We start from the raw sequence: 14,386 nt of genomic DNA on the forward strand, positions 1-14,386 counted from the left end.
CCGGCCCGAGGAGGTGCGACTACGCGTGCCCCGCGCGCTCCATGGCGCGCAGTTCCTTCTTGAGATCCTGCACCTCGTCGCGCAGGCGCGCGGCGAGCTCGAACTTGAGTTCGCCAGCGGCCGCGAGCATCTGCTGGCTGAGGTCGGCGATGGTCGCCTCGAGCTGTTCGGCCCCCTCGGCCGCGATGCCCTCGCGTCGCAGCTGCGGCGTCGGGCTCTTGCCCATGCCGGACTTGGTCTTCGCAGCGGCCTTGCCCCGCAGCATCCGATCCGTATCGGACGCCTCTCGCGCCAGCACCTCGGTGATGTCGGCGATGCGCTTGCGCAGCGGCTGCGGGTCGATCCCGTGGGCCGTGTTGTAGGCGATCTGCTTCTCGCGGCGCCGGTCGGTCTCTTCGATCGCCTTGGCCATCGAGTCGGTCATCGTGTCGGCGTACATGTGAACCTGGCCCGAGACGTTGCGCGCCGCACGGCCGATCGTCTGGATCAGCGAGGTGCCGCTGCGGAGGAAGCCCTCCTTGTCGGCATCGAGGATCGACACCAGCGACACCTCGGGGAGGTCGAGGCCCTCTCGGAGGAGGTTGATGCCGACGAGCACGTCGTACACGCCGGCGCGCAGCTCGCTGAGCAGCTCGACCCGGCGCAGCGTGTCGACGTCGGAGTGGAGGTAGCGCACCCGCACCCCGTGCTCGCCGAGGAAGTCGGTGAGCTCCTCCGCCATCTTCTTCGTGAGCGTGGTGACGAGCACGCGCTCGTCGCGCTCGACCCGGAGGCGGATCTCTTCGAGGAGGTCGTCGATCTGCCCCTTGGAGGGCTTCACCACGATCTCGGGGTCGATGAGGCCGGTCGGGCGGATGATCTGCTCGACGACGCCATCGGCGATGCCCATCTCATAGCGTCCCGGCGTCGCCGAGAGATAGACGGTCTGGCCCACGCGGTTCTTGAATTCGTCCCACCGCAGCGGCCGGTTGTCGAGCGCACTCGGCAGGCGGAAGCCGTGCTCGACGAGGGTGCGCTTGCGCGAGGCATCCCCCTCGTACATCGCCCCGATCTGGGGAACGGTGACGTGCGACTCGTCGATCACCATGAGGAAGTCGTCGGGGAAGAAGTCCAGCAGCGTGTGCGGCGGCTCACCGGGCGCCCTGCCGTCCATGTGCCGCGAGTAGTTCTCGATGCCCGAGCAGAAGCCGAGCTGCTGCAGCATCTCGAGGTCGAACGTCGTGCGCATGCGCAGGCGCTGGGCCTCGAGCAGCTTGTTCTGCGACTCGAGCTCGTTCAGCCGCTCGGCCAGCTCGTCTTCGATGGTGCCGATCGCGCGCTGCACCGTCTCGGTGCCGGCGACGTAGTGCGACGCCGGGAAGATGGGCACGCTGTCGAGCCGCTGGACCACATCGCCGGTGAGCGGATGCAGCATGAAGAGCGCCTCGATCTCGTCCCCGAACATCTCGATGCGGATGGCGTACTCCTCGTACACCGGGATGATCTCGATGGTGTCGCCCCGCACGCGGAAGTTGCCGCGCGAGAAGTCGACGTCGTTGCGGTTGTACTGCATCGCGATGAACTTGCGGATGAGCGCGTCGCGGTCGTACACCTCACCCACCTGCAGCGCGACCATCGCCCGCAGGTACTCGTCGGGCGCACCGAGTCCGTAGATGCACGAGACGGTACTGACGACGATGACGTCGCGGCGGCTCAACAGCGAGTTGGTCGTCGAGTGCCGCAGCCGCTCGACCTCGGCATTGACCGAGGAGTCCTTCTCGATGAAGGTGTCGGTCTGCGGGACGTACGCCTCGGGCTGGTAGTAGTCGTAGTAGCTGACGAAGTACTCGACCGCGTTGTGGGGCATGAGCTCGCGGAACTCGTTGGCCAGCTGCGCCGCGAGCGTCTTGTTGTGCGCCAGCACGAGGGTCGGGCGCTGCACGGCTTCGACGAGCCATGCCGTCGTCGCCGACTTTCCGGTGCCGGTCGCGCCGAGCAGCACGACGTCGGTCTCACCGGCGTTGATGCGCGCCGCCAGCTCGGCGATCGCCTGCGGCTGGTCGCCCGACGGGGCGAATTCGCTCACGACCTCGAACGGCCGCACGGATCGAGTGGTCTGCACCTGTCCAGCGTAGGCGGCGCGTCCGACATCGGGGCGGCGTTCGCGACGAGCGGATGCCGCGGTCAGGCGTCCTGCGGGTCAGCCGCCGAATCCCCCGCCGCCGTCGAAGCCACCGCCGCCGAACCCTCCGGCGTCGAATCCTCCGCCGTCGAACGCTCCGCCGCCCCCGTCGAACCCTCCCGAGCCGCCGCCGTCGAACCCCGTGAAGCCGGGATCGTACGTCTCGCCCACCCAGGCCGGCTCGGAGCCGAGCAGAAGCGACCCCGCACCCATGGTGTAGTACATGGTCACCGAGGTCGACAGCAGGAACTGGTTCGCGACGATCGCCACGATCCCGACGCTCGTGAGCATGTTCCGCACATCGACCTGGTCGCGCGGGTCCGACTCGTCGACGCCGACCGCCGTGCGCACCGGATCCGCAGCGCTTCGCGTCGCGGCATCCGTGCCGTCGTCCGCCGCGCGCCGGGCGGCGCGGTGCTCTTCTGCACGACGGACGAGACGGGCGATCACGGTGGGATCCTCGGCCGCCGCGTCACGCTCGGACTCCGCGAGGAACGGGCGCAGCTGCTCGAACATCTCGCGGCCACGCTGCGGCGGAACGTCGGCGAACGCAGACGCGTGCGCGCTCTCGATCACCGAGGCCGGGAGCGTCCCGAGCAGGTAGACGTAGCGCGAGATGCGCTCCTCTTCGCTCGCCGCACGATAGGGGGCACGACGCCGCCGGAACTTGGAGAGCATACCCATGCGACACCTCCTCGGGTCTGATCCCAGGCTAGTCCGCAGAGCGACGTCGCGGTACGGCCACAGCGCCGGTTCCGACGACCGCCTCGGTGACGGCTAGGAGGCCCCCGCGCGCCGCGCCACGTGCTCGTCGAGCCTCTCCCACAGTTCGTCGACCTGGCGCAGCGTGTCGTCGAGGGCGCCCGCCGTGTCGATCACCACGTCGGCGATCCGCAGACGCGCCTCGTCGGGCACCTGCGAGGCGATGCGCGCCGCGGCATCCGCGTGGCTGAGACCCCGCAGCCCGACGAGGCGGTCCGCTCGCACATCTGCCGGCGCGTGCGCCACGATGACGAGCTGCCAGGGGTCGTCGACGCGCGCTTCGACCAGCAGCGGCACGTCGTAGACGACGACGGCATCCGGGTCGGCCGCGAACGCAGCGGCGAAGCGGCGCGCGGACTCGGCGCGTACGGCAGGATGGACGATCGCGTTGAGCTGGGCGATCGCCGCCGCGTCACCGAACACCCGTGTGCCGAGGGCCGCACGGTCCAGGGATCCGTCGGGGCGCAGCATGCCCTCGCCGAAGGTGTCGGCGATCGCCGCCAGCACCGGCCCACCCGGCGCCTGCACCTCGCGCACGAGCTGATCCGCGTCGACGATCACGGCGCCGTGCTCGGCGAGGCGACGGGCGATGGTGGACTTTCCCGAGGCGATGCCTCCGGTGAGCGCGACGAGCGGCATGCATCGAGCATGCCACGCCGACTCCTTGACCTGTTCCTGAGGCGGGCCTGAGCGGGCGCTGAGGAGGCGGCGGTAGCCTCGGGGCACCCGAAGGACAGGTCCACCCGTACAGCTGGGGATGGCGCAAGTGAACGTTGGACGCGACACCGTTGCGTTCGACGACAACGCGTACTGCTGTATGCGACGCACCCGACGTCTTCGCGACGACGGGGGCAGACGGACGGTTCTGAGGTGCGGGCCGGCCGCCCGCGTGGGGACCAAGGCGGCCGAGGTCCGTGCACCGAGGACGCGCGCAGGGCGGGATGTGGGGAAATCTCCCGCCCTACGCGCGGCCCGTGCCCTCCCAGGAGGGTCGTCCCGGCGCGCAGCGGGCTCTGCGGAGCCGTACATATGCGGACACCGCACGTGACCAGCGCGTCATCGCACGCGTTCCGGAGCGCGTTCTGGGATATCATGACCGACGTCCAGGATCCGTCGACACTCCCGGATCCGGAGGGTGCATCGGTGGAAGAAGCGCGCGTCGCCGTCGTGATCGAAGACGAAGAGGACATCCGTTCTCTCCTGTCGACGGTCCTCGCCCAGGCGGGCTTCGAAGTGCACGGCGCGGCGAACGGCGCCGACGGCGTCGAGCTGGTCCGCGAGCATCGCCCCCTGGTCACGACGCTCGATGTCAACATGCCCGGCATCGACGGCTTCGAGACCGCCAAGCGCATCCGGGCCATCAGCTCGACGTACATCGTGATGCTGAGCGCCCGCAGCGAGGAGATCGACGCGCTGCAGGGGCTCGAGGCGGGCGCCGACGACTACGTCGCGAAGCCGTTCCGCCCTCGTGAGCTGCGCGCGCGCATCGACGCGATGCTCCGGCGACCGCGGCAGGTCACGCCTCCCGATCCGGACGGCGGCGCGACGCCCGTCTCCTCCGACGGCGTCTGGCTCGAGCACCACGGACTCCGGCTGAACGCCGCCACCCACCTCGTCACGGTCGACGATCAGGATGTCGAGCTGACGCGCAGCGAGTTCGACATCCTCGCCGATCTGCTGGTCGCGGGCCGGCGCGTGCGGGCGAAGTCCGACCTCGCCCTCATGCTGCGCGGCGACCAGTACGCGGTGAGCGACTTCGTCTCCGACAGCGACGCACGCGCCATCGAGGTGCACATGGCCAATCTGCGGCGCAAGCTCGGCGAGTCGCCGGCCCAGCCGCGATGGATCGAGACCGTGCGCGGAGTCGGCTACCGGCTCACCGCCTGAGCCCTCGGCAGAGCAGCGCGCGCGCCGCGGGAGCGGTGCGCGCGCGTCGCGTGGCGTCGCGTGGAGCCTCCGTCGCGGGCGAAGCCGCTACTCGCCGTCGTCGATGAGCACGGACGTCTCGACGTTCGCGGCCGCCCGGCTCGCGGCCTCGCGGGCCGCGCGGACGAGCTCGGCCGGGTCGTACCCGGCGGTATCGCTCAGCGCGACGCCGACGCCGACGACGGGGATCACTCCCCCGCCGACCTTGCCGAGATCGTCGAAGAGGCCGCGGTAGATCGCGCCCGCCTGACGACGCGCCTCCTGCTCGGACGCCACGGCCATCCCCACGACGAGCCCGGTCGGCCCGTCCTGGCCGACGACGGCGTTGGTCGGCGCGTGATGGCGCACGCCGGTCCGCCACGTCGCCGCCACCGATCCGGCCACGTCGCTGCCGAAGGCGGTGGAGATGGGATCGAGGTCGTCGAGGCGCACGGCCGTCACGGCCACCGATTCGTGGCCGCGCTCGGCCCGCCGGCAGATGCCGTCCAGCAGGAGAGCGAAGGACTCGTCGCTGACGATCCCCTGCTCCTCGTCGACCGTCCGGGCGTCGCGCAGGTAGCCGCGCATCGGCGCGCGGCTCGCCCGCAGCACCGAGGTCACGACCACGGCGACGATGGTCAGCGTCACCGTGAGGTAGCTGGTGCTGACGGTGCCGAACGCTGCCTGGAACAGGGCGCTGTCGGGACCGGACGTGAGGAAGGCGGTCGTCCGCGACACGTAGTACAGCGACTGGAACCCCAGCACCGCTCCGAGCACCCACGCCGTGCGCGACTCCCGCATGTCGCCGCGGAGGCACTCCACGGCGCCGGCCCCGGCGAAGCCCACCAGGGGCACGAACATCCACAGGACGCCGGCCCAGTCGCCGCCGTCGGCCCCTTCGAGGGCCACGCCGAGCGCGGCCGCGACGACGGCGGCGGCCACGAGGATCGACGACCAGCGCATGCGGCGCCCGTTGAAGCGGCGGCATCCCAGCCACATGCAGCCGGTGCCGGCGACGAAGGCGGCGTTGCCGACCGCGATGGCCCACCATGCGCCGTCGGACTGCACCCAGACGGTGTAGGCGAGGGTGGTGAGCATGGCCGCGAGGAAGCCGACCGACCAGATGCGCCCCGCACCCTCGTCGCGGCGCAGCAGCGTCTCGAGAATGAACAGCACGCCGCTGACGTTGACCACCAGGGCGGTCATGATCAGCACGCTCGCCAGATCCAGGGTCATGGTGCATCTCCCTCGGGGGCGGTCGCGGGCAGCTTCACGATGAAGGTCGAGCCGATTCCTGGCGCGCTGTGCAGGGCGAGCTCGCCCCCGTGCGCGCGCACGATGTCGCGCGTGATCGCGAGGCCGAGACCGGTGCCCGTCCGCCGATCGCCGCCCGCCTTGTAGTAGCGCTGGAAGAGCCGCGAGCGGTCGGCGTCCGAGATGCCCACGCCGGTGTCGCGCACCAGGATCCAGCTCGAGTCGCCGTCCGTCGTCGTGCCGACGAAGACCGTGCCGCCGTCCTTGTTGTAGGCGATGGCATTCGACACGAGGTTGTCGACGACCTGCCGCAGCCGCAGCGGATCCGCCCACGCCATCGCCGGCTCCAGACCCGTCGCATCGATCGTGATGGCCCGCGCGGCGGCGCGCGGCAGGGCATCGTCGACGGCGGCGGCCACGAGTTCGCGCGCGTCGACGAGCTGCGGAGCGAGCGATGCCTCCACCGATGACGGCGACGAGCTCGAGGCGGCGAGGATGTCGGCGACGATGCGCAGCAGGCGCTCGGCGTTGCGCTCGGCGACGTCGAGGCTCGCGCGCACCGCGTCGGGGGTGTCGGGGTCCTCGATCGCGAGGTCGAGGTAGCCGAGGATCGAAGTCAGCGGGGTGCGCAGCTCGTGCGACACCGAGGCGACCAGGTCGTCGCGTGCGCGGAGGGCGGTCAGCTCCGCCGTCACGTCCCGCGAGACGACGACGGCTCCTGCGTCGCCCCCATCGGGGTCGGTGAGGCGGCGCGCGGTGATCGTCAGCGCGCGGCGGGGACCGGGCTCCACCCCGAACCACACCACCTGGTCGTCGAACGCCTCGCCGCGGCGCGCGCGCTCGAGCGGGAGCTCGTCGGGCGGCAGCGGTGAGCTGCCGTCGTCGCGGAAGGCGAGCACCTCAGCCCGGTCGTCGTCGGGCTCGTGGCCCTGCTGCAGTCGGCCGTGCGCCTCGTTGCGGACGGCGACCCGTCCGGCGGGACCGATGCGCACGACGCCGAAGTCCACGGCGTCGAGCACCTCCGTCACGACCTGCTCCTGCCGGCGCGTGCGCGCCAGGACGCTCTGCAGCAGCTGCGACTGCTTCGCCAGCAGCATGCGCTGCGCGTCCGACCGGCGGGCGTTGAGGTGGCTCGTCGCGGCGACGGCGAACAGCACGAGAGGCAGCAGGAACGTGCGGTAGGTCACCTCGGTAGCGCTGAGCGCCGTCAGCACGCTGACGATGCCGGCGATCGCGACGATCACGCCGAACAGGCCCAACAGCCCGAAGCCGGCGGCGAGCCACATCGTCGGGAAGATCCAGAGCAGGCCGAGCACCGTGTCGGGTGCGGCGATCTGCATGAGCGTGATGGCGAGGATGTCGACCGCGGGCACCACGGCGACCCACCCGTACGGCAGGCGATTCCACGGGATCACGAGCGTCGCCGCTGTCACCGCGACCACCACCACGACCCCGCTGAAGAACAGCACGGGCTCGCCGCCGAAGGGGCCGACCGCCACCAGCACGCCGAGTACGAACACGACGGCGGCCAGCAGCAGCTGGTTGAGCATCGCGGTGCGGCCGCGCGTGCGGTCTGCGGCCTCGGGCGCGGTCACGCGGGGGCGGGAGCGCACCGCGGGCGCCCCCGTGTCGCCCGGCGTCGCGGCGGTCATACCGCGACGGTAACGGATGCCGCGCCCCTGTGCGGGAAGGGCGCGCTCGATGTCACGCTCGCCGGGCGTCCATGGCGCGCCAGGCGGGCGCGTCGTCAGAACCCGAAGTCGCCGAAATCGCCGAATCCGCCGAGGTCGGAGCCGGCCGCGTCGCCGCTCGTGTCACCGCCCCAGCCCGACCCGCTGTCGCCCCAGCCCGCGTCGGCCGTCGCCGACTCGCCGCCGGCGTCCGTGCCCGCATCGGTGCCGGCGTCGCCGCCGCCATCCGTCGCAGAGCCGTCCTGGGAGCCCTGGTCGGAGGCGAACGTCGGCGCGAGGAACGAGCTCACCAGCGCCGAGCCGATGACGTACCCGACGACGGTGCCGAGGATCGACGAGCCCAGCATGGAGCCGAACGACGGCCCCTGGCGCTGCGGCCCGAGGGTGCGCTCCATGAAGCCGGGGTTGAGGTACTCGGCGCGCGTCGCCGCGCGGGCCATCGTCTGCGGGTCACCCGAGCGCGGCCGCTCGGCGGGCGGAAGTCCGGCGGAGAGCTCGGCGAGCACCTGCTGACGCTGCGGCTCGGTGAGCCTGCCGAACGCCTCGGCGTGCACCTGCTCGATGGTCTCGGGCGGCGCGGTCCTCAGCAGGTAGCGGTAGCGCTCGATGGCGATCTCGTCCTCGCTCCGCGGGGGCTGCACACCGGGTGCCGGTGCACCGGGCGCCTGCGCACCAGGTGCCGGCGTGCCGTAGCGGTTCGGCGGCACGGGGGGCGCCTGACGCTCGGCATCCGAGTCTCCGAACAGTCGATCGAGGAATCCCATGTGGCGCTCCTTCTCTGAGCCGGGCCCGTCCGTGGGCCGATTGCGCGGATCCCGAGGCGGGGTGGACCACCACGCTAGGCGCGGTTCCTCGGAGAGGGCTGGAGGATCCGCCGCGGTTCACCGAGGGCGTACGGCTCACCCCTGTGCCGCGAGCGCCTCGCTCAGCCACCGGGCGTGGAGCTGCCACGGATCGTCGACGCCGGCCGCGAGCACCGCGATGTGCGCGGTGAGCGCTTCCGAGCGACGGAACCACTCCGTGCCGGGATAGCGGTCGGCCGTGAACTGCACGTGCCGTCGCTGTTCGAGCGCGCGCCCACCGCGCTCGAACGCCAGCAGCTCGTCGTGCCAGATCGCCCCGAAGCGCTGGCGCGGGTTCGCACTCGTGCCGATCTTCACCCGATCGGCGTAGCGCAGGTAGTAGACCACGTCGACGCGCGGCGGCGGGATCTCGGCATCGGGGATCTCGCCGTGGCGCCACTCGCACACCGCGCACAGCCATCCCGACGGATAGCGGACGCCGAGGCGCGATCCGCACAGCCCGCAGGGTGACGGCAGGACGTCCGTGAGCCCGTCATGCGCCCCACCCCATTCCGCCGCCACGGCGAGATGCCGCTCGCAGAGCGGAATAGGAGCATCGAGGGGCACCGGGCCCCGGCATCCGTCGTCGTCCACCAGGCAGGGGGCGGAGACTCGGTTCGCAGGCACACCGCGACAGTACCCGCCCCCACCGACGTGCTCATCGAGCCGTGGGCTCGTGTTCCAGGAAGGCGGAAGGGCCGCCCCACCGACCTTGCGGTCGGAGGTGACGGCCCTTCCGGAACCAGCGGTTCAGAGAACCAGGCGGCTCAGCTCAGGATCAGCGACCCGAGAGCTTCTCGCGCAGAGCGGCGAGCGCCTCGTCGTCGGCCAGCGTGCCCACCGGGCTGCTGTCGGACGAGAAGGTCGACGAGCCGGTCTCGACCGGGGCGGCAGCCTCGGCCTCGAGAGCCTTCGTGACGGCTGCCTTGTGGGCCTCCCAGCGAGCGTGGGCAGCGGCGTACTCCTGCTCCCACTTCTCGCGCTGCTCGTCGAAGCCTTCGAGCCACGCGTTGGTCTCGGGGTCGAAGCCCTCGGGGTACTTGTACTCCCCGTTCTCGTCGTACTCCGTGACCATGCCGTACAGCGCCGGGTCGAACTCGGTGCCGTTGGGGTCGACCGACTCGTTCGCCTGCTTCAGCGAGAGCGAGATGCGACGACGCTCGAGGTCGATGTCGATGATCTTGACGAAGACCTCTTCGCCGACCGACACGACCTGCTCGGCGAGCTCGACGTGCTTGCCCGACAGCTCCGAGATGTGCACGAGGCCCTCGATGCCGTCCGCGACGCGCACGAACGCACCGAACGGAACGAGCTTGGTGACCTTGCCCGGAGCGACCTGACCGATCGCGTGCGTGCGGGCGAAGACCTGCCACGGGTCCTCCTGCGTCGCCTTGAGCGACAGCGAGACGCGCTCGCGGTCCAGGTCGACCTCGAGGATCTCGACGGTGACCTCCTGGCCGACCTCGACGACCTCGGACGCGTGCTCGATGTGCTTCCACGAGAGCTCGGAGACGTGCACGAGACCGTCCACGCCACCCAGGTCGACGAACGCACCGAAGTTGACGATCGACGAGACCGTGCCCTTGCGGACCTGGCCCTTGTGCAGGTTGTTGAGGAACGTGGTGCGCGACTCGGACTGCGTCTGCTCGAGCAGGGCGCGGCGCGAGAGCACGACGTTGTTGCGGTTCTTGTCGAGCTCGAGGATCTTCGCCTCGATCTCCTGGCCGAGGTACGGCGTGAGGTCGCGGACGCGGCGGAGCTCGATCAGCGAAGCGGGCAGGAAGCCGCGCAGGCCGATGTCGACGATCAGACCACCCTTGACGACCTCGATCACGGAGCCGGTGACCACACCGTCGTTCTCCTTGATCTTCTCGACGTCGCCCCAGGCGCGCTCGTACTGCGCGCGCTTCTTGGAGAGGATGAGGCGGCCTTCCTTGTCCTCCTTCTGGAGAACGAGGGCTTCGACCTCGTCGCCGACCTTGACGACCTCGTTGGGGTCGACGTCGTGCTTGATGGAGAGCTCGCGCGAGGGGATGACACCCTCGGTCTTGTAACCGACGTCGAGGAGCACCTCGTCGCGGTCGATCTTCACGACGGTGCCCTCGATGAGGTCGCCGTCGTTGAAGAACTTCAGGGTCTTCTCGACCGCGGCCAGGAAGTCCTCGGCAGATCCGATGTCGTTGATCGCGACCTGCTTGGTGGCCGGGGCGGTCGTTGCGGTAGTCATGTAGTGGGTTGTCCTTGTTGGGTTTGGTGTCGGGCTCCGGCTTTCAGCGGCATCTTCGCGCAAGGGCGAACGGATGCCTCGAGCCGAGGCGAAGCGGATTTTCCAGCGATGTCGCCCGGACCCTTGCGGGATGTGGGACACCGGCGCGAACCGGTACCCGAGCGTGGCGAAACAGCCACACGAGTGACACTCCAGGGTAACAGAACGGCCGGGTCGCCCGCGATGTTCCCGCACACCTCGAAATCCGGCGTCACGGAGGCCTCGGCGGGCCTGATGAGGCGTCGACTCAGCGGGGCAGCTGGATCGGCGCGGTGTTCGTGCGATCGGGGTCGAACGGCGCGGGTGCCGGCGCCGGCTCGCCGCGCAGCTGCGCCAGCCGCTCGTCCTCACGCCGCTGCGCGTCGGCGAGCCAGTCCCACCCCGACGGGTTCGTGGCGGGGCGCACATCGGGCACCGGCGCAGTGGGATTGTCGTCGTGCGCAGCGTCCGCCGTGGTGACGGATGCCACGGGTGCGGGCGGCGGGGGCGGCATGATGTGGGCGCCTCCGAACTGCTCGGCCCGGCCTGCCGCGCCGCGCAGACCCGCCTGCTGGATGACGCGCTGGATCGTGAGGCCGCGCTCGTCGGGATCCCCGACGTAGCGGATCTCGCGGAGACCCTGCTCCTGCGCCGCCGACTCGAAGACGAAGTGGCCGTAGCCGAAGACACGTCCCACGACCGGTTTGTAGACCGAGATGTCGAGGATGCGCGCGAGCGGCATCGTCGCGATGCGCTGCGACAGGATGCCGTGCACGCGGAAGACGCGCATGTTGGTGATGACGAAGCGGTCGGTGTGCTGCTCGAAGCACCGCCAGATGGCGTGGCCGGTGATCGCGACGCCGAGGAGTGCGGGTACCCACCAGGCCTGCGCCGGCACGAAGAACGACAGGAGGAGCACGACGATGCCACCGAACAGCTCCAGGACGGCGGAGACCGTGGCCGCCCAGTGCTTGCGCACCTCGTCGACGACGTGCTCCCCCTGATCCGTGATCAGGTGCTTCTCGATCCGCGGATCGAACATGCTCAGCCCGCGGCGAGAGCCATGAAGAAGTCGACTACGGCGGCACCGGCGCCCCAGACCGCGCCGATGGCGCCCTGAACCGCATTCGCCGCGTCCTGCGGCCGGGTGATGAGGTAGAACGCCGCGAACGCGATGACGAGCACCACGACGATGCGCTTGACGAGCTTCACGGTCCGGGGTTCCCTTCGACTTCTGCTGTTCTACCGCACGACGGCCGCTGCGTGCGCAGGCGCGCGGGCGCGTCGCCATTCGGTGGGAGGTGCGATCAGCGTTCCGCGGCGCCGGCGTTCACGGTCGCAGCAGCACCTTCGTGGCGCGGCGCTCGTCCATCGCGGCGTACGCCTCTGCCGCCTCGGCGAGGGGAAGCTCGAGATCGAACACGCGGCCCGGCCGGATCGCGCCGGAGCGGACGTCCGGGAGGAGCTCCTCGATGTAGCCGCGCACGGGAGCGACGCCGCCGTTGACGCCCACATTGCGGTTGAACATCTGACGCACGGGCAGCTCGGGCCCGCCGTTGGGCACGCCGACGTAGCCGACCATCCCGCCGGGGCGGGTCGAGCGCAGCGCCTGGTCCATCGACTCCTTCGTGCCGACGCACTCGAGGACACGGTCGGCGCCGATGCCGCCGGTGAGTGCGCGCACCGCTTCGATGCCGGCATCCCCCCGCTCCTCGACGATGTGGGTGGCGCCGAACTCGCGGGCGAGCGCCTGGCGCTGCGGATGCCGCGACATCGCGATGATGGTGGTGGCGCCGAGCCGCTTCGCCGCGATGACGGCGCACAGGCCCACGGCGCCGTCGCCCACGACGGCCACCGCGTCGCCGGGACCCACACCCGCCGACACCGCGGCGTGATGTCCCGTGCCCATGACGTCGCTGAGGGTCAGCAGGCCCGGGATCTCGTGGTCGCCCACTGGCGCGGGAACGACGGCGAGGGTGCCGTCCGCGAGCGGAACCCGCACCCGCTCGCCCTGGCCGCCGTCGGCGAAGCCGCCGAATCGGTCGTCGCTGCCCCACCAGCCGCCGTGCAGGCACGAGGTGCTGACGCCGTTCCGGCAGTTCGCGCACGTGCCGTCGCACACGTAGAACGGGGCGATGACGAAGTCGCCCGGGCGGATGACCCGCACGTCGGCGCCGACCTCCTCGACGATGCCGACGAACTCGTGGCCGATGCGGTGGGGCTCGTTCGTGGGTGTGACGCCGCGGTAGGGCCAGAGGTCGGAGCCGCACACGCACGCCGCGACGACGCGCACGATCGCGTCGGCGCCGGTGGACAGCACGGGGTCGGGGACGGTCTCGACGCGGATGTCGCGCGCGGCGTGGATGACGGTGGCGAGCATGGATCGAGCCTAGGACCGCGAGCGCCCGGGCGGCGCCGCTGGCACGATGGCCCTATGTGGATCGGGTGGATCGAGTTCGACCTGCTGCTCGGCGATATCCGCTCGCTGAAAGAGAAGCGCAGCGTGCTGCGCCCCCTCATCGCCGAGCTCAGTCGCCGCACCGAGGCGGCCGCGGCCGAGGTGGGCGAGCACGACCTTCACCGGCGGGCGAGCATCGGCGTGTCGATCGTCGCGTCGGGCTCGTCGCACGTGCGGGACGTGCTCGATCACGCCGAGCGCCTCGTCGCCGACCGTCCCGAGATCACCCTGCTGTCGGTCAGGCGAGGACTGCACTCCAGCGAGGACTGAGGCCCTCAGCCCGCGATGGCGTGGCCGATGACTTCACCGCCGGCGCCGAACCGGATGGTCCGCCCGATCGTGCTGTCGTCTGCGATGGTCGCGGCGATGACGGCGGCCACGTCCGCACGCGGCACGGACCCTGAGCCGTCCGGATCGAGCTCGATGCGCCCGGTCGGCGCATCGAGCGTGAGGGTGCCCGGTGCGAGGATCGTCCAGTCGAGCGCGCTTCCGGCGAGGTGGGCGTCTGCCGCCCACTTGGCGTCGGCGTAGGGGAAGAACGAGGACTCCCTGCCGACGCCGTGGTCGGCGCGCGAGCCGATCCACGACACCATGACGTAGCGGAGCACTCCGGCAGCCACGGCGGCGTCCATGGAGCGCACAGCCGCGTCGCGGTCCACCGCGTACGTGCGCGCCGGGTCGCCGCCGCCTGCGCCCGCCGACCAGACGACGACGTCGTTGCCGGCGATCAGGTTCGTCAGCTGGTCGCCGTCGAGGATCTCGACATCCGCGACGACCGGCTGCGCGCCGGTCGCGGCGACCTCCGCCTCGTGCGCGGGATCGCGGATGACGGCTGTCACGGTGTGATCCTGCGCCACGAGCAGCGGCTCGAGGAGCAGCGCGACCTTGCCGTGTCCGCCGAAGATCAGGATGCGGGCCATTGGGTCTCCCTCCGTCGTACGCCACGATACGCCCGAGCCGCTCCGGGTCAGGTGCCGGAGCCGCCGTCGCCCGGGTCGACGCCGGCGGCAGGCGAACCGGCGGCGGTGGCGTCATCCGTCTCCCGCTCCGCCTGCGCGAGCAGGCCTT

General features: G+C 71.0%; 14 protein-coding genes. 2 read left to right on the top strand and 12 right to left on the bottom strand.

Going from position 1 to position 14,386, the window contains the following annotated elements:
• Positions 1 to 19 precede the first annotated feature (19 nt).
• The 3 genes from uvrB to coaE all read right to left on the bottom strand — a co-directional run bounded on the left by uvrB (position 20) and on the right by coaE (position 3,562).
• The gene (gene uvrB, locus MRBLWS13_RS03645; protein ID WP_349427689.1) at positions 20 to 2,101 is read right to left on the bottom strand and encodes an excinuclease ABC subunit UvrB; all 2,082 of its coding nucleotides are present in this window, start codon (positions 2,099 to 2,101) and stop codon (positions 20 to 22) included.
• A gap of 78 nt (positions 2,102 to 2,179) precedes the next feature.
• On the bottom strand, positions 2,180 to 2,845 hold the full coding sequence (locus MRBLWS13_RS03650) for a hypothetical protein (RefSeq protein WP_349427690.1): 666 nt from the start codon (positions 2,843 to 2,845) through the stop codon (positions 2,180 to 2,182).
• A gap of 93 nt (positions 2,846 to 2,938) precedes the next feature.
• Complete coding sequence (gene coaE / locus MRBLWS13_RS03655; RefSeq protein WP_349427691.1) at positions 2,939 to 3,562, bottom strand: dephospho-CoA kinase; 624 nt, start codon at positions 3,560 to 3,562, stop codon at positions 2,939 to 2,941.
• A gap of 453 nt (positions 3,563 to 4,015) precedes the next feature.
• Between coaE and MRBLWS13_RS03660 the strand changes: the two genes are divergently transcribed.
• A complete protein-coding gene (locus tag MRBLWS13_RS03660) occupies positions 4,016 to 4,810 on the top strand; it encodes a response regulator transcription factor (RefSeq protein WP_349427692.1) in 795 nt (264 codons plus the stop codon).
• A gap of 87 nt (positions 4,811 to 4,897) precedes the next feature.
• On the opposite strand, the gene MRBLWS13_RS03665 is transcribed toward MRBLWS13_RS03660, so the two are convergent.
• The 8 genes from MRBLWS13_RS03665 to MRBLWS13_RS03700 form a co-directional block, all read right to left on the bottom strand.
• Positions 4,898 to 6,064: a hypothetical protein gene (locus tag MRBLWS13_RS03665; RefSeq protein WP_349427693.1), complete on the bottom strand. Its 1,167-nt coding sequence runs from the start codon at positions 6,062 to 6,064 to the stop codon at positions 4,898 to 4,900.
• Positions 6,061 to 7,734, bottom strand: a complete 1,674-nt coding sequence (locus MRBLWS13_RS03670) for an ATP-binding protein (protein ID WP_349427694.1) — start codon at positions 7,732 to 7,734, stop codon at positions 6,061 to 6,063. The genes MRBLWS13_RS03665 and MRBLWS13_RS03670 overlap by 4 nt, the downstream gene beginning before the upstream one ends.
• A gap of 95 nt (positions 7,735 to 7,829) precedes the next feature.
• A complete protein-coding gene (locus MRBLWS13_RS03675; protein WP_349427695.1) occupies positions 7,830 to 8,537 on the bottom strand; it encodes a hypothetical protein in 708 nt (235 codons plus the stop codon).
• Between the two features lie 135 nt (positions 8,538 to 8,672).
• Entirely contained in the window at positions 8,673 to 9,242 is a 570-nt protein-coding gene (locus MRBLWS13_RS03680; RefSeq protein WP_349427696.1) for a GIY-YIG nuclease family protein, read from the bottom strand.
• A 151-nt stretch (positions 9,243 to 9,393) separates the two neighbouring features.
• Positions 9,394 to 10,842, bottom strand: coding sequence for a 30S ribosomal protein S1 (rpsA, locus tag MRBLWS13_RS03685; protein ID WP_331909034.1), 1,449 nt, complete (start codon positions 10,840 to 10,842; stop codon positions 9,394 to 9,396).
• A gap of 286 nt (positions 10,843 to 11,128) precedes the next feature.
• Positions 11,129 to 11,902, bottom strand: a complete 774-nt coding sequence (locus tag MRBLWS13_RS03690; protein ID WP_349427697.1) for a PH domain-containing protein — start codon at positions 11,900 to 11,902, stop codon at positions 11,129 to 11,131.
• 2 nt (positions 11,903 to 11,904) lie between these two features.
• Positions 11,905 to 12,072, bottom strand: coding sequence for a hypothetical protein (locus MRBLWS13_RS03695; protein ID WP_204260153.1), 168 nt, complete (start codon positions 12,070 to 12,072; stop codon positions 11,905 to 11,907).
• A 118-nt stretch (positions 12,073 to 12,190) separates the two neighbouring features.
• Positions 12,191 to 13,240: a zinc-dependent alcohol dehydrogenase family protein gene (locus tag MRBLWS13_RS03700; protein WP_349427698.1), complete on the bottom strand. Its 1,050-nt coding sequence runs from the start codon at positions 13,238 to 13,240 to the stop codon at positions 12,191 to 12,193.
• A 54-nt stretch (positions 13,241 to 13,294) separates the two neighbouring features.
• On the opposite strand from MRBLWS13_RS03700, the gene MRBLWS13_RS03705 reads away from it, so the two are divergent.
• Positions 13,295 to 13,588: a DUF503 domain-containing protein gene (locus tag MRBLWS13_RS03705; RefSeq protein ID WP_349427699.1), complete on the top strand. Its 294-nt coding sequence runs from the start codon at positions 13,295 to 13,297 to the stop codon at positions 13,586 to 13,588.
• A gap of 5 nt (positions 13,589 to 13,593) precedes the next feature.
• On the opposite strand, the gene MRBLWS13_RS03710 is transcribed toward MRBLWS13_RS03705, so the two are convergent.
• Entirely contained in the window at positions 13,594 to 14,238 is a 645-nt protein-coding gene (locus tag MRBLWS13_RS03710; protein ID WP_349427700.1) for an SDR family oxidoreductase, read from the bottom strand.
• Positions 14,239 to 14,386: the final 148 nt, after the last annotated feature.

This window comes from Microbacterium sp. LWS13-1.2 (genome assembly GCF_040144835.1).
In the GTDB taxonomy this organism is placed as follows: Bacteria; Actinomycetota; Actinomycetes; order Actinomycetales; family Microbacteriaceae; genus Microbacterium.

Bases quoted from the DNA above. Each gene is read 5' to 3' on its own strand.
- MRBLWS13_RS03700 (WP_349427698.1), bottom strand. From the start codon at position 13,240: ATGCTCGCCACCGTCATCCACGCCGCGCGCGACATCCGCGTCGAGACC.
- coaE (WP_349427691.1), bottom strand. From the start codon at position 3,562: ATGCCGCTCGTCGCGCTCACCGGAGGCATCGCCTCGGGAAAGTCCACC.
- MRBLWS13_RS03710 (WP_349427700.1), bottom strand. From the start codon at position 14,238: ATGGCCCGCATCCTGATCTTCGGCGGACACGGCAAGGTCGCGCTGCTC.
- MRBLWS13_RS03670 (WP_349427694.1), bottom strand. From the start codon at position 7,734: ATGACCGCCGCGACGCCGGGCGACACGGGGGCGCCCGCGGTGCGCTCC.
- MRBLWS13_RS03650 (WP_349427690.1), bottom strand. From the start codon at position 2,845: ATGGGTATGCTCTCCAAGTTCCGGCGGCGTCGTGCCCCCTATCGTGCG.
- MRBLWS13_RS03660 (WP_349427692.1), top strand. From the start codon at position 4,016: ATGACCGACGTCCAGGATCCGTCGACACTCCCGGATCCGGAGGGTGCA.
- MRBLWS13_RS03675 (WP_349427695.1), bottom strand. From the start codon at position 8,537: ATGGGATTCCTCGATCGACTGTTCGGAGACTCGGATGCCGAGCGTCAG.
- MRBLWS13_RS03690 (WP_349427697.1), bottom strand. From the start codon at position 11,902: ATGTTCGATCCGCGGATCGAGAAGCACCTGATCACGGATCAGGGGGAG.
- MRBLWS13_RS03705 (WP_349427699.1), top strand. From the start codon at position 13,295: ATGTGGATCGGGTGGATCGAGTTCGACCTGCTGCTCGGCGATATCCGC.
- MRBLWS13_RS03665 (WP_349427693.1), bottom strand. From the start codon at position 6,064: ATGACCCTGGATCTGGCGAGCGTGCTGATCATGACCGCCCTGGTGGTC.
- rpsA (WP_331909034.1), bottom strand. From the start codon at position 10,842: ATGACTACCGCAACGACCGCCCCGGCCACCAAGCAGGTCGCGATCAAC.